This is a genomic window from Ruminococcus flavefaciens 007c, assembly GCF_000571935.1.
GTDB classification, from domain to species: Bacteria; Bacillota; Clostridia; order Oscillospirales; family Ruminococcaceae; genus Ruminococcus; species Ruminococcus flavefaciens_F.
Genome location: NZ_ATAX01000016.1, coordinates 202,264 through 223,181 on the forward strand (window position 1 = coordinate 202,264; position 20,918 = coordinate 223,181).

Sequence of the window (20,918 nt, forward strand, 5' to 3'; positions counted from 1 at the left end):
CTCCTTTTTGTTTCTGAAAACAGTATAACATGAAATAGTTAAGAAAACGGTTAAGAAAACAGTTAAGATACGGTTAAGATTTATCATCGAGCATAAATCCTATGCCCCATACCGCAGAAATATATTCCTTTCCTGTTGCAGCCCTTAGCTTTCTGCGAAGATTGTGTACATGGATCTTCAGCGAATCCTCGGTGCAATCGGGAGTATCATCGCTTATGCGCTCGAGTATGCTGAGCTTGGCGACTACCTGTCCCGCATTCTGCATGAGGAGCTTTAGTATGGCATATTCCGTTCTTGTAAGCTTTATCTCCCTGCTGCCTGCCCGGGCTGTATGAGCCTCCGTATCCAGAGTGATCTCATGGAAGCAGAGAGCGGTCTTTCCGGCGCTGACGCTCATTCTCAGCTGAACAGCTATACGTGCCAGCAGTTCATCCATATCAAAGGGCTTTGTGATGTAATCCGCCGCACCGCTGCGGAGAAGTCCAACCTTATCTGCTGTACCGGCTTTTGCGCTCAATACTATTACAGGTATATCCTTTATCCTCGGAAGGAGCTCCTCCCCCGTAAGTCCCGGGAGCATAAGATCAAGCAGTATAAGATCTGGCCTGGTCTGTGAAAGGAGCATAAGCGCTTCCGTACCCGAATAGGCTGCCGAGACCGAATAGCCTTCTCCTTTGAGGGCTTCGGAAAGCATTTCGCTGATATGTGCATCGTCATCTATGATAAGTATATCGGACATCGTTTCACCTCATAGTTTTTTTATTATTATATCATTGATCCCCCATAATTTCAAGTGCAGCATCCCCATGCAATAATGTATTTTTGGCCTGAAATGCCTGTCCACTCCGAAAAAATGCCCTTTCACTCCATTTTTGTGGTATTTTTTCAGAAGCGAATGTAATATAAACGCATAAAGTAATTGACTAGTCGTTGCAATAGTTTCAAAAAAAACCGCAGTATAGGAGGTATAAAAATGAAAAAAACAGCAGCAGCATTTCTGGCTTCGCTTATGTGCATGGGCTGTGTTACAGCAGTATCATCGCCATCATTAGTAAAGCCCGTGAGCGCATATGCGATCACACAGTCACAGCAGGATTTCATCGACAATCTCGGCAATGCAGCCCAGAAGAACTATTCAAAGTATAAGATACTCCCGAGCATGACCGTAGCTCAGGCTATACTTGAATCCAGCTGGGGAAAGAGCACTCTCTCAAAGAAATACTATAATTTCTTCGGCATGAAGGCAGGTTCAAACTACAAGGGTGAGACCGTAACATTAAAGACTACCGAAGAGATCAACGGCAAGATCGTAACTGTAAACGGAACATTCAGAGTTTACCACTCATTCAATCAGGGCATTGAAGGCTACTACCAGTTCATCACAGGCTATTCCAGATATTCCAACCTCATCGGCGAGACAGACTATAAGGCAGCCTGCCGCAAGATCAGAGAGGACGGCTGGGCAACAGACAGCAAATATACCACCAAGCTCATTAATCTTATCGAGACCTATGGCCTTACAAGATTTGACCCTCAGGGCGGAGGCGGCAGCGTTACGGGTATATATTTCAAAGCCTGCTCGTCAAGCTATAATTCAATAGTTGATGCTCTCAATTCTATCGGTGTTGATTCTTCTTTCGCTTACCGCAAGAGGATAGCCGAAGCAAACGGCATAACCAATTATACAGGTACAGCAGCTCAGAATACTAAGCTCCTCAACCTTCTCAAGCAGGGCAAGCTCATAAATCCTGATGCAAAGACATACTTCCCTCCCTGCAGCAAGAGCTATTCTTCAATAGTTGACGCCCTCAATTCTATCGGTGCCGATTCTTCATACAGCTACCGCAAGAAGATCGCTGCTGCAAACAATATATCCAATTATTCAGGTACAGCAGCTCAGAATACTCAGATGCTGAACTCCCTCAAGGCAGGTCAGCTCGTAAAACCAAACTAAGCTATATTTTAATAATGATTATAATAAAAGGAGTAATATTATGGAAAACAAAATCTTCAGATCGATCAAGAAAGCAACAGCAGTTCTCGCCTGCTCGGCCATTGTAGCAGGCAGCGGCATCATCGGCGGTTCAGCACTTTCAGCAAATGCGGCAAGCAAGCTCCAGTATGCTGTTAACTGGGCTGTTGGTATCGCAAACGACAATACTCACGGCTACAGCCAGACAAACAGAAACGGAAATCCCGATTACGACTGCTCATCACTGGTTATCTCAGCTCTGAGACAGGCAGGCATTGATGTGGGCAATGCTTCATACACAGGCAATATGAAGTCAGAGTTCATGGCTCATGGTTTTACATGGATACCGATCAGCAATATCAGCGGCACAAGTGACCTTAAAGTCGGCGATGTTCTCTTCTACAGAAGCGGATCAAGCGGACATACGGAAATGTATATAGGCAACGGCAAAAATGTCGGTGCTCACTCTGACTACGACGGCAAGAAGGGCGACAGCTCAGGCAGAGAAATAAACACTCAGAACTTCTCATTCTGGAAATGGCAGGGCGTTCTCAGATATAACGACCCTACCGGCGGCGATTACTACCCTAAGTGCGGCTCACAGTACAATTCAATAGTTGACGCTCTCAATTCTATCGGTGTTGATTCTTCTTTCGCAAACCGTCAGAAGATCGCTGCTGCAAACAGCATCTCCAATTATACAGGCACACCTGCACAGAATACTCAGATGCTCAACCTCCTCAAGCAGGGCAAGCTCAAGAAGCCCGGTTCAGGTACTATAGATGAATTCTACCCTAAGTGCGGTTCACAGTACAATTCAATAGTTGACGCTCTCAATTCTATCGGTGTTGATTCTTCTTTCGCAAACCGCAAGAAGATCGCTGCTGCAAACAGCATCTCCAATTATTCAGGCACAGCTGCTCAGAATACACAGATGCTCAACCTTCTCAAGCAGGGCAAGCTCAAAAAGGCATGATCGTATCCTGACGGATTTGCAGGTTTAAGGCTGAGGAAAAGCCTTCTGTAAGTTGCCAATAAAAGCAATAAGCCATGGTGTTTCCGGTTATCTCCCGGAAATACTATGGCTTTTCTTCTGCCTTTTTTTACGGATACTTATACTCACAGTGCCGGCGCACAGAAAAACAGCATAGCAGCTAATCATCTGATAATACATATAAAGACAGCCCCGAAAGCGGTATGTACTATCTTTTTCTTTGTGTACTATCCTGTACGGAACGCTTCACCGAAGCGCTGGTAGTGTACAATCTCACGCTCACGGAGAAAACGGATAGGATCACGCACATCGGGATCATCGGCAAGTCTCAGAATATTGTCATAGGTGGTGCGGGCTTTCTGCTCGGCAGCCATATCCTCATTTATATCCGTAAGAATATCGCCCTTTGACTGGAAATACGCCGCAGTCAGAGGAGCTCCCGAAGCTGCGATGGGATAAATGCCTGTTGTATGGTCAACAAAGTAGGTGTCAAAACCGCTTGCCTTTATCTCATCTATCGAAAGATCCTTCGTGAGCTGATAGAGTATGGCCGAAATCATCTCAAAATGAGCGAGCTCCTCAGTACCGATGTCTGTCAGAAGTCCCTTGACCTCTCCGTAAGGCATGGAGTACCTCTGATTGAGATATCGCAGTGAAGCAGATAATTCACCGTCGGGACCTCCAAGCTGTGATATGATCACCTTTGCCAGCTTGGCATTTGGAGTTTTTATTTTTACCGGATACTGTAATTTTTTCTCATACTGCCACATAGATTATCTCCTTTCCCAGGGCCAGGGATCGTCGATCCATGACCAATGCTGCATATCATTGTTCTGCTCGGGAGCAAGCGGGCCGAACCTTTTTGTAAACTCATCTACAGCCTGACTGCGGAGTTCCTTGTACTTGCGGAACATAGCCAGAGCACGGCGGCAGTTCGGATGGGTATCAAGGTAAAGATCAAGCTCCTTGAGGGCAAAATCGTATTTTTTTATCTTGCTAAGAAGAATATTGTGTTCGTTCATTTCCCGTTGCCTCCCTTCGCAAAGGGCAGATCAAGCTCGGGGAAGAGAGTCCCCCTGCTCAGTGCCTCATCGTCTCCATAGGTCTTTCCCCACTGCTGGAACGGCACATAGGCCATAGCAATCGGAGTATTCACCGGAAAGCGCGGTATACTGTCATTACCGCTGTTTTTATTCATATCGGATATATCGAGGGCAGCTTCACGCTCATGAAGAATGATGCCTTCCATATCATCAAAAAGATCGAGATTCATAACCGAGTCCTCCTTTCCTGCGCGGAGAACCGCGTGCGAAGGTCCTCCGCACATCACATAGTATGCACCCTTGCGGAAACAGGTTACAAAAAGGCCGCGGACAGCTTTGTCCGCGGCTTTCATATCAAAATATACATACAAGCAGTCATCTTCTTATGCCGATGCCGCCAGTTTTCTTTTTAAGGAACTTTACCAGAGCTTTGCGCTCCTCATCACTTCTGTCCTTGATGAAGAAGCCGTCAAGGAAACCGTTCCTGGTTGGAGTTCCAAGAAACATATATCCTTTTTTCAGATAAAGATAATGGAAATATCCGTATTCATAGTATTTTGCCTTCATTGAACCTGGGAAATACACCAGCAGCCTGTCTTCGAAAAACAATTCATGCTCGATCATGGGCTTTCCCTTACTCTCTCCCATTTTTTCCTTGAATTTTTTAAGATCCGACAGTATCTTTCCCATATACAGAGCTGCCAGCACTGCAGGTGCAAGGAAGACCCGGTGCTTTTCCGCAATAAAAAGCAAAATGAAAACCACTATAACAGTGCCGCAGAAAATATAGGTCCTCAGTCTGGAAACAGCTCTTGTATCAATGGCGGCAAAACGATATTCCTCATCTGACATTTCGGTATAGATATTGAATACAGGTCCGCCTTTTTTCCCGAGCTCTTCGGGGAAGCACGCTATCTCAAGCCTGCCGTACTTATTCGTGGTAAGCTCAAAGCAATACATCCTGCCTATGTTTTTATGATCCTCGGGCGGGATAAAACCGCAGGCGATGCTTTCCCTGAAGCCTTCCTTTTTAAAAAGCTCCGTATTGTCGGGATATGCAAGAAGGGCATTATAGCCAAGCTTTTCGGCTGTTATTTTAAGTTCTGCAAGGAGCGCCGACTTCTTGTCATCACTGTCCGCATGAATGCCCGTGATAAGCGGCGTGGAATACTCACCCGACTTTACTTTCACACAGGAGATATAACCGTTCACCGTACCGTTTTCGCTTTCCGATACAAGCGAGAGCTCCTTTATCACCTTATCCGAGCCTCTCATTGTCCCTGTCCAGTGATTATTGTCGGGAAAGTTCTTTATGAGCCATCCGACTGTCTGCCTGTCCTTTTCTTCTTCCAGGCGGATCATTATTTTACTGCGCTGAATGCGCTGCAGCCGAGCAGAGTTGCAGCGGTTATGATAACAGCGGCAAGTATAACTCCGAGAGTTACTGCCAGTATGCTCTTCTTGAAGTCAAGATCGAGGAGACTTGCTGCAAGAGTGCCTGTCCATGCGCCTGTACCGGGAAGCGGTATTCCTACAAAGAGGAGAAGCGCAAAAAACATACCTTTTCCGGCCTTTGCCTTGAGCTTTTCGCCGCCGTGATGACCTTTTTCAAGACACCAGGTGAAGAATTTACCGATAAACTTCTTATCCTTGCCCCATTCCAGGATCTTTCTCGCAAAGAAGAAGATAAACGGAACAGGAATCATATTGCCGATCATACATATGGGCACTGCATAATACCACTTCACGCCCATGGTTACACCGATAGGTATACCGCCTCTCAGCTCAACGATGGGAACCATTGAAATAAGGAATGTAAGAATATACTTTAACATAACAAAACTCGCTTTCATAAAAAAATCACATACAGTTTATTATCTCATAAAACAGGGAAATAGTCAAGTATTTTCCGAATTTTTTCTGTATCTGTTGACTAAACGGACTATTTACGCTATAATATTACTTAATCACGATTCAGCTCAATGTACGCCCTATCATCGGGGGACTTCGTTCCCGCGGCGGTAAGCGGCAGTTCATGCAGATATAATCTACATCATATCAAGGAAATGATAATATGAATATAACAAAAACCTCGGCTCTTGCCGCAGCAATAACAATAGCAGCTTCACTTGTCTCCTGCTCCTCAGGTGCGGTAGGCAAGGCAGACATCAGCAGTGTATCAAAGCCCGATACCACATCGGCTGCCGAAACCACCGCTCCCGTGACCACCTCGGCCGAGACAACAACTCAGCCTGTCACTGCAGCTGCGGCAGCAAAGGGAAGCTTCTACGACGCAGGAGGCAGACTTCTCCTGTCCACAGGTGATGACGGCAAGCGCAGAGTCTCCGCCGAACCCTATGCGGTATCCTTTGCAAATATAATCACGCCCATGTCAGACGGCTATGACACTGCATTTGACAAGATTCTTACGACTCCTGCCGAAGACGGCGCAGGACAGTCCATAAAGCTCACTCTCAACGGCGACGTCCAGAACGAGATATACAACTACATGGATCAGAACAATATAGTCGGAGCAGTCGTTGTTCTCAGAACAGACGGCTCCATAATGGCACAGGTAAGCTACCCGTCATATGATCCCAACTCGGTTGCCGACCAGAAATACGATGAGGATCTGGCATGGGGAGATGTGGGAAACAAAGCCTTCAGCAACTATGAGCCCGGCTCCTGCTTCAAGATAATGTCCGAGGTCATCGCTGACAAGCATGGGATATACTCTCTCTATGACGACGGCACATGGGACTTCGGCAACGACCACCCCATAGTCAACTGGGATCACGAGACCAACAAGAGCAGCTATCCCATAGCAAACCGCACACTCAATTCCGCATTCATCAACTCCAGCAACATCTTTTTCGCCAAGACCTTTGAACAGGTCGGAGAAGCTGATGTCCTCAGCGACCTGAAGACCATATTCCATTTCGGCGCCGATGATTCCGACGATATACACTGCGATTTCGGCGATCTCAGCAACAATATCGAGATAGAGGACGTTGACGACCTCCGCAGAAGCGCCTTCGGACAGTCAAAGGTGCTCACCTGCCCCATATTCCTTGCAGCTCTCGGAAGAGAAGCCGTATTCGGCGATATGGTAACGCCCTTTGTTATCAAGGAGCTCGTAAGCTCCGACGGCACACGCAGGATCGGCGAAGGCTCTGCCGCAAACGACGTTATTGCTTCGATACCTGCCGAATGCAGGGACAACCTTCTCAGCGTCATGGGCTCAGTAGGTTCTGACATCGGCGTATATGTACCTGAGGGTTACAGCTTCTATGCCAAGACAGGAACAGCCGAGGGCTGGAAGGGAGATTTCCTTTACATTACAGGCTGTGCGAAAAACAACGCCGACAACGGCACCCAGACCTGGGAAAACTATGATAATTACGGCTCAAACGGTTCTTACGTGATCGTTATGGAGATACAGAACCCTGCTTCACACGGCTTTGAATTTGCCTCTCAGTCGGCAGGACTTTACAAAGGAATTATGAATATAGTTATAGGCAGATGAGCCATGATACGCATAAAGTCCCTTTTGCACGTGCAGAAGGGACTTTTTATAATATTATTTTTTAAAACATATTGACGAACACAGAAAAAAAATGTATAATTGTAGTATGAGGCTTTTTATACGGAAAAACGTTGAAAAGCGACTCATTCGATATAGATAGCAAGGGCGGTTTTTTTAATGAAATTGAGGGGAAAAAGACTTGTTTCGCTGCTGATAGCGGCAGCTGCTGCAATGTCGTTTCCGTCCTGTTCATCGGAGGTCGGCCAGATTGAGTTCCAGACAAACAAAAGCTCGGATGCAGGAAAGGATACTCATGGCGCACAGGCAGCTGAAGTGACAACAGAAGAAACGACAACGACTACCACAACTACCGAACCCGTTTACAGGGGAAATATATATGACACGAATTATAATCTTATAACATACAGCACCGTCGCGGAGGGCGGCGAAGAACAGCGCAGCTACGGAGAAGGCTATGGATACTCCTTCGGAAATATCATAAGCGAGGCCTCCGCAGGCTTTGACGATGTGCTGGGCGATCTGCTGCGCACAAAGAATAAGACGCCTGTGAACGCCGACAATAACGTGGGACAGTCCATAAGGCTCACCATCGATTCCAACGTGCAGACGGCGCTCTGTTCATATATGGCAAATATGGGCATGGCAGGCGCCATCGTGGTAATGAGGACAGACGGCTCTATACTTGCAGAAGTCTCATACCCTACATATGATCCCGAGCTTTTCTACTCGGATCCTTCCTACGTACAGGGACTAAGCGGCGGCACCATAGCCAACAAGGCATTCCAGAACGCCTCTCCCGGCTCCTGCTTCAAGATAATGTCCGAGGTCATAGCCGACAAGAACGGCATAACCACTCTATATGATGACGGAACATGGGTAGACAGCGGTGCTACCATAGTTAACTGGGATCACGAAACAGGCTGGTATCCCGTTCCCGAAAGGACACTTTATTCCGCATTTGTCAACTCCAGCAACATTTTCTTCGCAAAGGTATTCGACACGCTGGGCTCAGACACGGTAATGTCAGACCTCAATACCATATTCCACTTCTGCGATCCGATATACTGCGATTTCGGACCTATCGAGAACAATATCGAGATATACTGCCTTGATGATCTGCGCAGGAGCGCCTTCGGACAGGCATATGTACGGACCTGCCCCATATATCTTGCAGCTCTGGGCAGAGAAGCCATCTTCGGTGATATGGTCAAGCCCTTCGTAATACAGCAGATAGTTGATACCACAGATCCCTATACCCAGATAAAAGAAGGAAGCAAGCCCTATGAGATGCTCGGTACTATCCCAGAAAACTGCCGCCAGAATCTGCTTGACGGAATGACGGGAGTCGCCTCCAATCTGGGCATCTATGTTCCCGAGAACTATCAGTTCTACGCAAAGACAGGTACTGCCGAGACAGGCGCGGGAGACTTCCTGTACATAACCGGCTGTCTGAAGAATATATACGACAACTCCTCGGAAAAGCCTGTATACACGGATTACAGCAATTACAGCGCCAACGGTTCATATATAATCGTTATGCAGCTCCAGAATCCCGGTGACTTCGGCTTTGATTTCGCCAGCCAGACAGGCGGACTGTATCAGGGGATTATAGACACCGTACTTTCTTACTGATTATCAAGAGCGGCCTGCTGCCGCTCTTTTTTTCTGCTTTACAAAATACTTAAAAAGTAGTATAATGATAAAGTAATATCTTAATTCAACGGAGGAATTCATTATGTATATAACTTGTCTTGACCTTGAAGGCGTTCTCGTACCCGAGATATGGATAGCATTTGCCGAAGCAAGCGGCATTCCCGAGCTCAAGAAGACTACCCGTGACGAGCCTGATTACGATAAGCTCATGAAATGGCGTCTCGGCGTCCTCAAGGAGCACGGCCTCGGCCTCAGGGAGATACAGGATACAATAGCAAAGATCGATCCCATGCCCGGAGCAAGAGAGTTCCTTGATGCTCTCCGCGAGCTCGGACAGGTCATCATCATCAGCGACACCTTCACACAGTTCGCAGCCCCCCTTATGAAGAAGCTGGGCTGGCCCACAATATTCTGCAATTCTCTCGAAGTTGCTGACAACGGCGAGATAACAGGCTTTAAGATGCGCTGTGAGAAGTCCAAACTCACAACTGTCAAGGCTCTCCAGTCCATCGGCTACGATACCATCGCCAGCGGCGACAGCTACAACGACCTTGCCATGATCGAGGCAAGCAAGGCAGGCTTCTTATTCAGAAGCACCGAACAGATCAAGAAGGATCACCCGGAGCTTCCCGCATTTGAGACCTATGATGAGCTTCTTGACGCAATAAAGAAGGCAATGGCAGACTGATGCCCGCGGCATCAGTCTGTATAATATATTAACAATACGGAGGTATAGTTATGAGTTACAGCTTCAATGCAGAGAAAGTAACAAACGAAGTAGTCCAGTGGGTACGCGACCTGTTCGAAAGGACAGCTACCCCCACCACCAATGCGGTTATCGGCATATCAGGCGGCAAGGACAGCTCCGTAGCCGCAGCAGTATGTGCAAAGGCACTGGGAAAGGACAGAGTTATCGGAGTTCTCATGCCTCAGGGCGAGCAGGCTGACATTTCATACAGTCATCTGCTGGTGGATACGCTGGGTATAAAGAGCTATACCATAAACATAGGAAATACCGTAAGCTCCTTCATGAACGAGCTCAGCAAGCAGATGGAGCCCTCAGAGCAGGCAAGAGTCAACACACCTGCGCGTATCAGAATGGCAACTCTTTACGCCGTTGCAGCCTGCAATAACGGCAGAGTTGTGAATACCTGCAATCTTTCCGAGGACTGGGTAGGATATTCCACCAAATTCGGCGACGCAGCAGGAGACTTCTCTCCCCTTTCCGACCTTACGGTAACAGAGGTCCTTCAGGTAGGCGAATACCTCGGTCTTCCCGATGAACTGGTACACAAGGTACCCATCGACGGACTCTGCGGCAAGACAGATGAAGAAAATCTGGGCTTTACATACGCAATGCTGGATAAGTATATCCGCGGCGAGGACGATCTCAGCTCCGTACCTCAGATAAAGGAGAAGATCGACCGCCTCCACAGGGCAAATCTTCACAAGCTCCAGCTCATGCCGAAGTATGAGCTCAGCAAGTAATTAAAGCTGAAAGGCGTAAAGAAGTATGATCTTCTTTACGCCTTTATTCTTACCTGCAAATAAACACCCCGCCCATTATTACGGACGAGGGTGATGCGGAATTCATTTTTAAGAGGCAATATCCTTGCCGATTGAGCTGAGAGAATGTCTTATCTTCTGCCATCTCTCATTGTCGAGCTCGCCGCGCAGATTGAATTCATAGACCTTATCATCATGTGTCACCTTGACTTTGGAAAGGCAATCACAGCCGGCAAAGGCATATTTGCCGATCTCCTTCAATGTGGAAGGGATAGTGAGGTCTTTCAGGCTGCGGCAGCCGCGGAAAGCATACCAGCCCACTCTTATGGTGCTTTCGGGAAGTGCGATACATTTCAGGTTTTCGCAGCCGCTGAAAGCGGTATCGGATATTACCTGAACGGTATCGGGAACGAGGATCCTCACCAGATTGGTGCAGTCGCAGAAAGCGCCTTCATCGATGATACCGACATTATCGGGAATAAAGATCTCGGTAACGCCCTTCTCATCCTTGTACCTTTTAAGTACGCCTCTTTGATCTTGTAGTTCATTCAATTATCTCCTTATCGAATAATCGATCAATCTCCCCTTTTAAACCATCCGTGCTTTCTTTATAATATTATAGCAGAATCATGACAAAAAGTCAACTTGAAGTGGCTTTTTTTAACAACATTCATTGTATTGCACAAAAAAGTCTCCCCCTGATTCACAGAGGGAGTAATAATCACTGTTGTTTTAAGTTATCATTCGATTGATTTAAGTGACTCGGCCATGTTTATCCTTTCCAGTTTGAGCTCCATGAACAGGTCAACGATAAAGTTAAACAGGAAGGTAAGAAGTATACTTAACAGGAAGCTCTTAGGCAGGATCTTAACGCTGAAATCCACCAGATCCACACGGATCTGCGCCATAACGAAGCGGTGCAGCAGCACGCCGAGCCCGAGTCCCACAGCTGTACCGAAGGCAGTGAGCGCAAGGTTTTCGCGCAGCACATAGGAAGAAGTCTCCCTGCGGAAAAATCCCAGCACCTTTATGGTAGCTATCTCACGCACTCTCTCGGTAATATTTATATTCGTGAGATTGTAAATGACAATGAAGGCAAGACCTGCGGCGCATATGATAACAATGAGCACGATATAGTCGAGACTGCTCATCATTTTGCCCAGTCTCTCCTTCAGATCACCGAACACCAGCACCGAGGTGATATTGCCGCTCTTTGAAAGAGCCGCTGAGGTCTTATAGGTATCCGCTCCCTCATTGAAGTTGAGGAACGCATAATTCAGCGGCACCTCCTCCCCCAGCTGCTCCGCCATAGTGTCTCGTCCAATGAAGAGCACGTTATATACATGGTTCTCGAATATACCCGTGACCTTTACATTCAGCATACGCATATTCTCGTCGCGGAGCTTCATGGTATCTCCTGCTTTTATTTTATACCTTTCGGCGATGCTGTGACTTACAACAGCCTCGTTCCTGCCTGGAGGAGACAGCGGACTGCCGTCCATGCTTTTCAGAACGAAATATCCGTCCATATCCTCAAAGCTGTCCGCAGCATTCACGGTAACGCTCTTGACCTTTTTTCCGTAGAGCAGATCCCAGGAGCCCGTATAGAGGAGCTTATAGCCTGAGGAATTCTCGCTGATGACCTTTTCCGTCTCCTCGGGGAGGGTGCTGCCTACATTTTTCAGTGTAACGGAAGCGTCGGCTATCTGTATCTCACCATACTGGGTATCACCGAAGCCCGCAATGGAATCCTTTAATCCGAAGCCTGTAACGAGCAGTGCCGTACAGCCGCCTATACCAAGTATCATCATAAAGAGTCTCTTTTTGTACCTGAATATATTGCGTATAGAGACCTTCTGCAGGAATTTCAGTCTTTTCCATACAGGGGTGATATATTCAAGGAAAACTCTTTTTCCTGCTTTCGGAGCCTTCGGTCTCATAAGACCTGCGGCAGTCTCCGAGAGCTCCACGCGGCAGCTGAACCACGTGGTACCTACGGAGCATATCAGCGATACCGCCAGAGCAATGAGAGCCAGCTTTTTATCAAAGAGGTATGACATAGGCAGTCTGAGGTACATAAGCTCATAGGTCTTCCATATGACCTTCGGGAAAAGCAGCGTACCGCCGAAATAGCCGAGGATACAGCCTATGAAGGCTGCCGAGCCCGAATAGAACACCAGCTTGCCCATGATAGTGCCCTCTGAATAACCAAGAGCCTTCAGAACACCTATCTGTGTACGCTGCTCCTCCACCATTCGGCTCATTGTGGTCATGCAGACGAGAGCAGCCACAAGAATAAAAAATATCGGGAATATACGTGCCACCTGAGCCACTATCTCCGAATCGTTCTCAAAGCAGGCGTAACCGATATTGGTATTGCGGTCGAGAACGTAGACCTCGCATTTTCTGAGCTTTTCCAGCTCCTTTTCACCGCTGCTGAGTTCTTTTTCTCCGTCTGAGATCTGCTTTTTGAAGTCAGCCGCAGAGCTTTCATAATCCGCAAGTCCCTTTTCGTAATCAGCCAGTGCAGCGTTATACTGCTCCATTCCCGCGGAATACTGTTCGGACATGACGTCCTTTATCTGCTGCAGCTGAGCGAGCTGCTCGTCCAGCTGTTTTTTTCCGCTGTCAAGCTCAGCCTTTGCGTCATCGAGCTTCTGCTGACCATCTCTGCGCTTCTCCTCGAATTCCGCCCTGCTGTCCGCCAGCTTGCCGTTTGCCTCATCATAAAGCTCCTGCCGGCGCATATCGCCTCTGGACTTGGCAATGCTCTCCCACTGCTTGTCCCTTCCGTCCATGAAGCTTTCATACTCATCGGAGTATATCTCATGATCGTGATCGAAGCGTATAAACGCCTCGGTATACACATCTGAATCAAAGGCATCCCGTGAAAGGTAGATGAAAGCCGTCACCGTACCGTTTCCCACTGAGGAAGTACCTCTTTCAAAGTTTATATACATGGAAGAATCGCAGGTGCCCACCACAGTCAGAACAGAGCTTTTCAGTGCCTTTTTCACTGTCTCGCTGTTCTCATCTGACAGTCTGAACTCTCTGCCGATGACGAAATTCTCCTTGTCCGACTCCACAAGGCACTCATCTGGAGCCTGAGGCAGTCTGCCAGAGGTAAGCCTGATACCGTTGACATTATCCGTCAGAGAATGAGCCCTGAGCACATATTCTCTCGAACCCGCTGTAAGGATATCGAGAGTATAGGCACCCTCGGCATATCTGACGCCGGGACGGCTGCGGAAATCCGCAATATCCTCCTCCTGCCAGCCCAGTGTGGACAGCAGCCTGTAATCATAGAACTGCTTTTCATCGAGGAAGCTGTTTACGGTATTCACCATTGCGGGAGTAGTTATCCTGACTCCCGAGAAAAAGCCCACACCGAGAGCTATAATGGCAAGTATAGCAAAATAGCGTCCGAAGGTGCTCTTTATCTCGCGGAGAGTGTTCTTTCTTATTGCCGATCCCATAACATCACCACTCAATATCGGCAATATCAACGATATTGTCGTTCATGCGCACAGCCGAGACTGTGCCGTTCTTCACGGTAATAATGCGGTCGGCCATGGGAGTGAGTGCCTGATTATGGGTTATAACCACCACAGTCATGCCGCTTTTGCGGCAGGTATCCTGAAGCAGCTTCAGAACGGCTTTACCCGTTTCGTAATCCAGAGCGCCCGTAGGCTCGTCGCACAGCAGGAGCTTTGGATTTTTCGCCAGTGCTCGTGCGATAGCAACTCTCTGCTGCTCGCCGCCCGACAGCTGAGCCGGGAAATTGCTCATACGCTCCGAAAGTCCCACCTGTCCCAGTATCTTTTCCGCATCGAGGGGATCCCTGCATATCTGAGCCGCCAGCTCAACATTTTCAAGGGCGGTAAGGTTCTGGACAAGGTTATAGAACTGGAACACAAAGCCCACATCATAGCGTCTGTAAGCTGTCAGCATCTTTTTGTTCAGAGCCGAGATCTCGGTGCCGTCCAGAAAGACGCTGCCCGAGGTGAGAGTATCCATACCGCCGAGGATATTGAGGATAGTGGTCTTACCCGCACCCGAAGCTCCGACGATAACGCAGAACTCTCCTTTGTTTATCTCAAAACTGACATCGCTCAGGGCGTGGATCTCAACTTCCCCCGTCCTGTATGTCTTTTTCACATTTTTAAACTCAACGTAAGCGCTCATACTTTTCCTTTCATGGTAAGCAAGACTTTTTTACGGTAACAGCCTGCGCATATGCCGTCAGGCTGATATAGATTATACCATATTTGCGTTTATATGTAAAGCCGTCCGAAGCCAAAAGTAAAAACAATTACATCAAAAAATGACCATATTCCTCATAATTTGTGTTTACAAACCTCCGATTATAATGTATAATGTATGTAGACGAACCCGAAAAATCCACATGAAAGGAGTCTTATACATGAAACTGCTGAAGCGTATATGCTCTGCGGCAGCGTCAATGGCTGTATTCGCATCGACCCTCGGCACTATGCCTTTAACTTCTGTTTCCGCAGCCACTGCCGTAACGGTCTCCCCCTATGATGTATACGACATAAACGGAGGAACCTTTGAGGGCTGGGGAACCTCCCTGTGCTGGTGGGCCAACCGCATCGGCTATTCCGACACCCTTGCCCAGCAGGCAGCCGACACATTCTTCAGTCCCGAAGGGCTGGGACTCAATATCGCCCGCTTCAATATCGGCGGCGGCGATGATCCCTCCCACACCCATATAACCCGTACCGACTCAAATATGCCGGGATATACCCGATACAACAACGGCACGGTCACCTACGACTGGAGCGCCGATTCCAATCAGCGCAACGTACTGCAAAAATGTATAAAGGCAGCGGGAGATGATATGATAGTGGAAATGTTCTCCAACTCTCCCCCTTACTATATGACAAACAGCGGCTGCAGCTCGGGAGCCAAGACCTCGTCACAGAACAATCTCCGCGACGATAAATATACGGACTTCGCCGAGTACCTTGCCGAAGTAACGGCACACTACGAAAAGGACTGGGGCATACACGTACAGAGCATAACCCCCATGAACGAGCCCTATACGGACTACTGGGGAGCCTACAGCAACAAGCAGGAGGGCTGCCACTTCGATCAGGGCTCCTCTATGGACAAGATATATCAGGAGCTGTCAAAGTCCCTGAAAAAACGCGGCCTCAACGATATAATCATCAGCGCCAACGATGAATCCGTTATCGACACCCAGATAACTTCATGGAACAAGATGTCAGATGCAACAAGAGCTCTCATCGGACGTATCGACACTCATACCTACGGCGGCAGCAAGCGCGGCGAGCTCAAGGACACAGCTATCAGGGCAGGCAGGAACCTTTGGATGAGCGAGGTTGACGGAGGCTCAACAGCAGGCAGCAACGCAGGCGAAATGGGCGCAGGTCTCTGGCTGGCAGACCGCATAACCCTTGACCTCAACGAGCTCAACTCCTCAGCATGGATACTCTGGCAGGTCATAGACAACCATATCTCCTCCGTAGGCATGAACGGCAACAAGGACAAGGGTATGGTAAACACACAGGGGGGCTACTGGGGACTTGCAGTTGCCGACCATGACAGCAACAGGATAATCCTCACCAAGAAATACTACTCCATGGGACAGTTTTCAAGATATATCCGTCCGGGAATGACAATGCTCAAGTGCAGCAATAACTGCGTAGCGGCCTTTGACCGCAGGAACGGCAGACTGGTCATCGTAGCCACCAACGACGGCTCATCGGACAAGCAGCTGGTATTCGACCTCTCGGGCTTCAGCTCCATGGGAAGCTCGGCCTCTGCTGTACGTACAAGCAATTCCGAAAACTGGAAGGATATCGGCAGCATACCCGTATCTGGCGGAGCGCTTGCGGCAACTCTTACCAAACAGTCAGTCACTACCTTCATTATTGACGGCGTAAAGGGCGGCACAGAGCTTACCGACAGGATAGACCTTTCATCAGCTGTCCTCAGCGGCTCCGACTCATGGAACAGCGACTCCTCCACCACCTACCACAAGGCCTTTGACGGCAGTGCCGGCACCTTCTTTGACGGCGTTTCCGACGGCTGGGTACAGGCAGACCTGGGAGAGCTCTATGATATAACAGCACTGGGATATGCTCCCAGAAGCGGCTATGAGTACCGCATGACAGACGGAAAATTTCTCGCCTCACAGGACGGAAGCAACTGGACAGAGCTATATACCGTAAAGGACAAGCCCACCTCGGGTATGCACTATGTTACCGCTCTTTCCGGTGACACCACACTGAGGTATATAAGATACGAGGTGCCATCCGGAAAGCCCACAAACGAGTACAACAACGACAGCGCCTACTGCGCAAATATAGCGGAGATAGCCCTCTTCGGCACTCCTCACAGCCAGTCGTCAGCCCCTAAGTACGACAAGCTCGGCATAAGCTCGGCAGAAGGCACGCTATCATGGCATGAGGACGATACCACTACCTTTGAAATGGCCTACGACGGCAATATGAACACCTTCTTCGACGGACTGGAGGGCGGCTGCGTCACCCTTGATCTTGGCAGCAATTGCAGTATAGGCAATATAGCATACTGTCCGCGTAAGGGCTACGAACACCGCATGATAGACGGATTTTTCAGTGCATCCCTTGACGGAGTGAACTGGACAAGGATATATACCGTTCCAAGCAAGCCCGCCTTCAGAATGAACTTTACTCCCGAATTTGAAAACCTCACTGCCCGTTATATACGCTATGAGGTGCCGACGGGAGCTCCCTCAAGTCCTCTTAACAACGACAGCGTTTACCTATGCAATATAGCCGAGATAGCAGTATACGGCACAGCAGTGGCAGCCTCCCTCACAGGGGACGTAAACAATGACGGAGGCATCGACGTTGCTGACATTGTAACATATCAGCGCTATCTACTGAAGAAGGAAGCTCTTCCTGCTCCGGAAAATGCCGATATAAACGGCGACGGCGAGACAGATGTATTCGACATGATAAGTCTCAGGAAGCTTGTGCTCTCGAAGATAAACGTTATCTGAAATAAACGCCTATAAATAATTCAAGCCCCATGGGAATACCATGGGGCTCATTTTATGCAGCTTTCCGCTCATTACTGCTTGTTGACTATAAGGATCACTATCCATATTATGAGATAGTGCAGCGGATAAAAGATATAGAAAAACCACTTTGAAAAGGTGGGATGCTTTCCCTTCCTGCCATTGTAGAACACAGTCATACAAAGATAAGCCGCCGCGAACATCAGCAGCATTGTACCAACCTGTACCAGCAGCGGCACAGTCGGCACTTTTCCGAGGCTTAACAGGTTAAGACCGCAGTACAGAATTGCAAGGCTGATATAAGCTATAAACCTTGCCTTTGGCTTCCCGCGCAGACAATGCAGGATAAGTATGAATATGATGCCAAACAACATCCACTCCGACTGTATCAGCAGAGTTGCTCCGCATATCAGCAGCACAAGACCTATCCTCTGCCACAGCCTGAATCTGCTCTCCCACGCCATCAGTGCAAGAAGTCCGAAGAAAAGCGTGAATATCACATTGGTATTCCACCAGCCGAAGACCTTGTACAGACAGAGCCAGTCAAAGGGCTGGGTTATGCAGGCGAATATAAGCAGTCTTTTCGCGTATTTTTTCCTGTCGCGGGTATATTTATAGCCGTCCGCAATGAAGAAAAACATCACAGGCGGACAGATTATCGAGGTATATACAAGTATCAGTTCCCACAGGGGCAGATCATAGTATCTGGTTACGTCTCCGTTAAATCTTGACATCATCACCCAGCCTACAAGATGTCCCCAGAACATAATGAATATGGCAAGGCATTTCATCATGTCCCTGTTGAATACTTTATACTTCGGGAGCGTGTTTTCTTCCATTATGTCTCTCCCTATTCATTTAATTACATGAAGTCATATCTGTTTCCGCGGTCTTGCGGAAAAACTCAGTTCTTCTCGAACATATCCGCTCCCACGCCGCAGATAGGGCAGGTATAATCAGCGGGCAGCTCGTCTCCGGTATATTCATAACCGCATACCGTACATCTCCAGACAGTCCTGCCGTCCTCGGTCTTTCCAACAGGAACAGCCTCCTCCTTTGCACCGCCGACCTTCTCGAAATCAGCCTTGCCGTGCTTGCATATGGGACATACAAAATCATCGGGGACTTCCTCTCCCACATACTCATAGCCGCAGATAGCGCATCTCCAGATGGTCTGCCCGTCGGGAGCAGTTCCCACTGCCTCGGGCTTTGGCTTTATATCGCTCTGATAATATTCATATGTAGCCGAAGGAGCATCGCTGAGCACCTCCATATCCGTAACGTCACCTATGAACATGGTATGTGTGCCGAGGTCTATACTGTGCCATACAGAGCATGAGATAAACGCATTCGTACCCTTTGTAACGATCATGCAGCCGTTTTCGCCGCGCTTGCAGTCGGTAAAGTCCGCAAACTTGTCCACATTGTGTCCCGACTGGAAGCCGAAGTGCTTAAAGAGAGCAAAATCCGCATCGGTGCTTATAACGGAAGCAGTAAACCTTCCGGTATCCATTATCATATCATGAGTGAGATTGGTCTTCGCCACCGTGAGACTTACCTTGTTAGGTGTTGAAGTCACCTGTGCAAGGGTATTGGTGATACATCCGTTGTCTCTGCCTCTGCTGTTCGCCGTCACAACGAAAAGACCATAGCTTATTTTGTACATTGCTTTTTTGTCCATAAAAGACACCTCCGTTTTATGCGCAGTATCCGCGCTTATTTCCGTATTATTATAATACCATCAAGCCATGCCTCGATTCAAGCACATTTTATTAAATATCGACAGAAATACTGCTGAAAAGCTTAACAACAGCGATTATCCCGGTCAGGGCACCGACTACCAGCATCATTATGATCCCTCTTCTGGAGTACTTCTGCGCTCCCTCATCATATATTTCTCTGGGATCCGAAGGATTGATGTAAATATAGACTGTCTCTCCTTCGGAATGCGGAACCACGGGAATAAAATTGCCCGTTCTCTCCACATAATCCTGTCCGTTATAACTGTAAGAATAAAATGGCAACATCGAGTTATTGCCTTCTCCTGTATTTATCCTATTGACAAATGCAATCCTTGCACTGACCATTTCCGTACATCTTTTTTTCTTGCCGTTTAACGTATATGAGATATATACTCCCAGCATAATAAGAAGAACTGAAAAAAATAGTAACATAAATACAACCTCCGCTATTGATATTACCTGATTATAGCATTATTATAAGATGATGTCAACAATGTTCCTTTGTTATCCGTCACAACGAAAAGACCGCAGCTTATTTTGTACATTGCTTTCTTGTCCATAAAAGACACACCAGTTTTTTACATAAATATAACTGAAACCATTCCCATACTCTGATTTTATCAAAATCCATCTGCGAATTCAAGTATAATTTTATTAATATTCTTTAATCAGCAAAAATCCGCAAGATTTTACGGTATCATGCTCTTGCATTGACAAACTAACCGTAGCGTGATATAATTTGAAAAACGAAAGGAGAACAAATAATGTTCGTATACTTTATTGCCATTTTACCACTCGCTTTAGGCTCTTATACTTTTTACTCATTATTCAAGTCAATAAAGAATTGTACTGTCATGGTTGAGGCTGAAATAATCGATATAATGACCGGAGAAGACACTGATTTAGATGGTTATACTACCTTATACTATAAGCCTGTATTTCGGTACTATTACGACGGACACGAATATATATCCTCAGAAATGACAGAATATCCAAGTATAAACTATCAAAAAGGTGATACTTTAACTATATACATAAACCCCGAATTTCCGGATGAGGTCTTGAATAAAAAAATAAGAACCAAATCATATATCGCATTCGGAACACTATGTATCTTATTCAGTATCTTAATTATTGCTATAAATCTTTTCTTTTCATATCACAGCAGCTGACTGAAGTATATCACCATATCAAAAATACTTTTTTTAAAGTGGCTTGCATTTTTATTCATGTAGTGGTATAATAATAAAAAAGGGAGCTTGTGAACAGGCTGAGAGGGAGTTGTAAACTCCGACCATACCTGATTTGGATAATGCCAACGGAGGGAAATACTTATGGAATGTAGGTGTGTCTCTTTGCGGCACACCTTTTGTTTTCAAGTTTCGCTTTGCAGCGGGACATCGGGGGCAC

Annotated in this window: 20 protein-coding genes; 8 read left to right on the forward strand and 12 right to left on the reverse strand. The window is 47.4% G+C overall.

Annotated features, from left to right (window positions below; translation table 11 throughout):
- Positions 1-73: 73 nt before the first annotated feature.
- Positions 74-739 (reverse strand): response regulator transcription factor, encoded by a 666-nt coding sequence (locus RF007C_RS05235; RefSeq protein ID WP_037297849.1) that lies wholly within the window; start codon positions 737-739, stop codon positions 74-76.
- A gap of 234 nt (positions 740-973) precedes the next feature.
- Here RF007C_RS05235 and RF007C_RS16345 point away from each other — a divergent pair, with 234 nt between their 5' ends.
- Positions 974-1,954, forward strand: a complete 981-nt coding sequence (locus RF007C_RS16345) for a glucosaminidase domain-containing protein (RefSeq protein ID WP_051456525.1) — start codon at positions 974-976, stop codon at positions 1,952-1,954.
- 40 nt (positions 1,955-1,994) lie between these two features.
- The gene (locus RF007C_RS16350) at positions 1,995-2,948 is read left to right on the forward strand and encodes a peptidoglycan amidohydrolase family protein (protein WP_019678141.1); all 954 of its coding nucleotides are present in this window, start codon (positions 1,995-1,997) and stop codon (positions 2,946-2,948) included.
- 245 nt (positions 2,949-3,193) lie between these two features.
- On the opposite strand, the gene RF007C_RS05255 is transcribed toward RF007C_RS16350, so the two are convergent.
- From RF007C_RS05255 to RF007C_RS05275, 5 genes are all read right to left on the reverse strand, one after another.
- Complete coding sequence (locus RF007C_RS05255) at positions 3,194-3,736, reverse strand: manganese catalase family protein (RefSeq protein WP_037297852.1); 543 nt, start codon at positions 3,734-3,736, stop codon at positions 3,194-3,196.
- Between the two features lie 3 nt (positions 3,737-3,739).
- Positions 3,740-3,988, reverse strand: a complete 249-nt coding sequence (locus RF007C_RS05260; RefSeq protein WP_019678193.1) for a spore coat protein CotJB — start codon at positions 3,986-3,988, stop codon at positions 3,740-3,742.
- Positions 3,985-4,239, reverse strand: coding sequence for a spore coat associated protein CotJA (locus RF007C_RS17215; RefSeq protein WP_242836273.1), 255 nt, complete (start codon positions 4,237-4,239; stop codon positions 3,985-3,987). The genes RF007C_RS05260 and RF007C_RS17215 overlap by 4 nt, the downstream gene beginning before the upstream one ends.
- A gap of 145 nt (positions 4,240-4,384) precedes the next feature.
- A complete protein-coding gene (locus RF007C_RS05270; RefSeq protein ID WP_037297854.1) occupies positions 4,385-5,371 on the reverse strand; it encodes a hypothetical protein in 987 nt (328 codons plus the stop codon).
- Positions 5,371-5,844, reverse strand: coding sequence for a COG2426 family protein (locus RF007C_RS05275; RefSeq protein WP_019678196.1), 474 nt, complete (start codon positions 5,842-5,844; stop codon positions 5,371-5,373). Before RF007C_RS05275 ends, RF007C_RS05270 begins: the two co-directional genes overlap by 1 nt.
- A 239-nt stretch (positions 5,845-6,083) precedes the next feature.
- Between RF007C_RS05275 and RF007C_RS05280 the strand changes: the two genes are divergently transcribed.
- The 4 genes from RF007C_RS05280 (at position 6,084) to nadE (ending at position 10,697) form a co-directional block, all read left to right on the forward strand.
- Positions 6,084-7,535, forward strand: a complete 1,452-nt coding sequence (locus tag RF007C_RS05280) for a penicillin-binding transpeptidase domain-containing protein (protein ID WP_037297856.1) — start codon at positions 6,084-6,086, stop codon at positions 7,533-7,535.
- A 177-nt stretch (positions 7,536-7,712) separates the two neighbouring features.
- Positions 7,713-9,188 (forward strand): penicillin-binding transpeptidase domain-containing protein, encoded by a 1,476-nt coding sequence (locus RF007C_RS05285; protein ID WP_051456526.1) that lies wholly within the window; start codon positions 7,713-7,715, stop codon positions 9,186-9,188.
- 103 nt (positions 9,189-9,291) lie between these two features.
- Positions 9,292-9,897, forward strand: coding sequence for a bifunctional phosphoserine phosphatase/homoserine phosphotransferase ThrH (gene thrH, locus RF007C_RS05290; protein WP_019678199.1), 606 nt, complete (start codon positions 9,292-9,294; stop codon positions 9,895-9,897).
- Positions 9,898-9,947: 50 nt separating this feature from the next.
- A complete protein-coding gene (nadE, locus tag RF007C_RS05295; RefSeq protein ID WP_019678200.1) occupies positions 9,948-10,697 on the forward strand; it encodes an NAD(+) synthase in 750 nt (249 codons plus the stop codon).
- Between the two features lie 108 nt (positions 10,698-10,805).
- Here nadE and RF007C_RS05300 read toward each other — a convergent pair whose 3' ends face one another.
- The 3 genes from RF007C_RS05300 to RF007C_RS05310 all read right to left on the reverse strand — a co-directional run bounded on the left by RF007C_RS05300 (position 10,806) and on the right by RF007C_RS05310 (position 14,900).
- Positions 10,806-11,267: a leucine-rich repeat domain-containing protein gene (locus tag RF007C_RS05300; protein ID WP_037297860.1), complete on the reverse strand. Its 462-nt coding sequence runs from the start codon at positions 11,265-11,267 to the stop codon at positions 10,806-10,808.
- A 188-nt stretch (positions 11,268-11,455) separates the two neighbouring features.
- Positions 11,456-14,191, reverse strand: a complete 2,736-nt coding sequence (locus tag RF007C_RS05305; RefSeq protein WP_037297864.1) for an ABC transporter permease — start codon at positions 14,189-14,191, stop codon at positions 11,456-11,458.
- A gap of 4 nt (positions 14,192-14,195) precedes the next feature.
- A complete protein-coding gene (locus RF007C_RS05310; protein WP_037297866.1) occupies positions 14,196-14,900 on the reverse strand; it encodes an ABC transporter ATP-binding protein in 705 nt (234 codons plus the stop codon).
- A gap of 238 nt (positions 14,901-15,138) precedes the next feature.
- Between RF007C_RS05310 and RF007C_RS05315 the strand changes: the two genes are divergently transcribed.
- A complete protein-coding gene (locus RF007C_RS05315) occupies positions 15,139-17,748 on the forward strand; it encodes a discoidin domain-containing protein (protein ID WP_037297869.1) in 2,610 nt (869 codons plus the stop codon).
- A gap of 71 nt (positions 17,749-17,819) precedes the next feature.
- Here the strand turns inward: RF007C_RS05315 and RF007C_RS05320 are convergent, their stop codons facing one another.
- The 3 genes from RF007C_RS05320 to RF007C_RS05330 form a co-directional block, all read right to left on the reverse strand.
- On the reverse strand, positions 17,820-18,605 hold the full coding sequence (locus RF007C_RS05320) for a TraX family protein (RefSeq protein WP_019678204.1): 786 nt from the start codon (positions 18,603-18,605) through the stop codon (positions 17,820-17,822).
- Positions 18,606-18,670: 65 nt separating this feature from the next.
- Positions 18,671-19,447 (reverse strand): flavin reductase, encoded by a 777-nt coding sequence (locus RF007C_RS05325; protein ID WP_037297871.1) that lies wholly within the window; start codon positions 19,445-19,447, stop codon positions 18,671-18,673.
- Positions 19,448-19,538: 91 nt separating this feature from the next.
- Entirely contained in the window at positions 19,539-19,940 is a 402-nt protein-coding gene (locus RF007C_RS05330; protein WP_019678206.1) for a DUF3592 domain-containing protein, read from the reverse strand.
- Positions 19,941-20,272: 332 nt separating this feature from the next.
- On the opposite strand from RF007C_RS05330, the gene RF007C_RS05335 reads away from it, so the two are divergent.
- Positions 20,273-20,680: a DUF3592 domain-containing protein gene (locus RF007C_RS05335; protein ID WP_037297874.1), complete on the forward strand. Its 408-nt coding sequence runs from the start codon at positions 20,273-20,275 to the stop codon at positions 20,678-20,680.
- The last annotated feature ends 238 nt before the right edge of the window (positions 20,681-20,918 follow it).

Excerpts from the sequence above, each read along its gene's own strand:
- RF007C_RS05235 (WP_037297849.1), bottom strand. The coding sequence starts at position 739 with ATGTCCGATATACTTATCATAGATGACGATGCACATATCAGCGAAATG.
- RF007C_RS05255 (WP_037297852.1), bottom strand. The coding sequence starts at position 3,736 with ATGTGGCAGTATGAGAAAAAATTACAGTATCCGGTAAAAATAAAAACT.
- RF007C_RS16350 (WP_019678141.1), top strand. The coding sequence starts at position 1,995 with ATGGAAAACAAAATCTTCAGATCGATCAAGAAAGCAACAGCAGTTCTC.
- RF007C_RS05270 (WP_037297854.1), bottom strand. The coding sequence starts at position 5,371 with ATGATCCGCCTGGAAGAAGAAAAGGACAGGCAGACAGTCGGATGGCTC.
- RF007C_RS16345 (WP_051456525.1), top strand. The coding sequence starts at position 974 with ATGAAAAAAACAGCAGCAGCATTTCTGGCTTCGCTTATGTGCATGGGC.
- nadE (WP_019678200.1), top strand. The coding sequence starts at position 9,948 with ATGAGTTACAGCTTCAATGCAGAGAAAGTAACAAACGAAGTAGTCCAG.
- RF007C_RS05320 (WP_019678204.1), bottom strand. The coding sequence starts at position 18,605 with ATGGAAGAAAACACGCTCCCGAAGTATAAAGTATTCAACAGGGACATG.
- RF007C_RS05280 (WP_037297856.1), top strand. The coding sequence starts at position 6,084 with ATGAATATAACAAAAACCTCGGCTCTTGCCGCAGCAATAACAATAGCA.
- thrH (WP_019678199.1), top strand. The coding sequence starts at position 9,292 with ATGTATATAACTTGTCTTGACCTTGAAGGCGTTCTCGTACCCGAGATA.
- RF007C_RS05335 (WP_037297874.1), top strand. The coding sequence starts at position 20,273 with ATGTTCGTATACTTTATTGCCATTTTACCACTCGCTTTAGGCTCTTAT.
- RF007C_RS05310 (WP_037297866.1), bottom strand. The coding sequence starts at position 14,900 with ATGAGCGCTTACGTTGAGTTTAAAAATGTGAAAAAGACATACAGGACG.
- RF007C_RS05325 (WP_037297871.1), bottom strand. The coding sequence starts at position 19,447 with ATGGACAAAAAAGCAATGTACAAAATAAGCTATGGTCTTTTCGTTGTG.
- RF007C_RS05330 (WP_019678206.1), bottom strand. The coding sequence starts at position 19,940 with ATGTTACTATTTTTTTCAGTTCTTCTTATTATGCTGGGAGTATATATC.
- RF007C_RS05305 (WP_037297864.1), bottom strand. The coding sequence starts at position 14,191 with ATGGGATCGGCAATAAGAAAGAACACTCTCCGCGAGATAAAGAGCACC.
- RF007C_RS05315 (WP_037297869.1), top strand. The coding sequence starts at position 15,139 with ATGAAACTGCTGAAGCGTATATGCTCTGCGGCAGCGTCAATGGCTGTA.
- RF007C_RS05275 (WP_019678196.1), bottom strand. The coding sequence starts at position 5,844 with ATGTTAAAGTATATTCTTACATTCCTTATTTCAATGGTTCCCATCGTT.
- RF007C_RS17215 (WP_242836273.1), bottom strand. The coding sequence starts at position 4,239 with ATGAATCTCGATCTTTTTGATGATATGGAAGGCATCATTCTTCATGAG.
- RF007C_RS05285 (WP_051456526.1), top strand. The coding sequence starts at position 7,713 with ATGAAATTGAGGGGAAAAAGACTTGTTTCGCTGCTGATAGCGGCAGCT.
- RF007C_RS05260 (WP_019678193.1), bottom strand. The coding sequence starts at position 3,988 with ATGAACGAACACAATATTCTTCTTAGCAAGATAAAAAAATACGATTTT.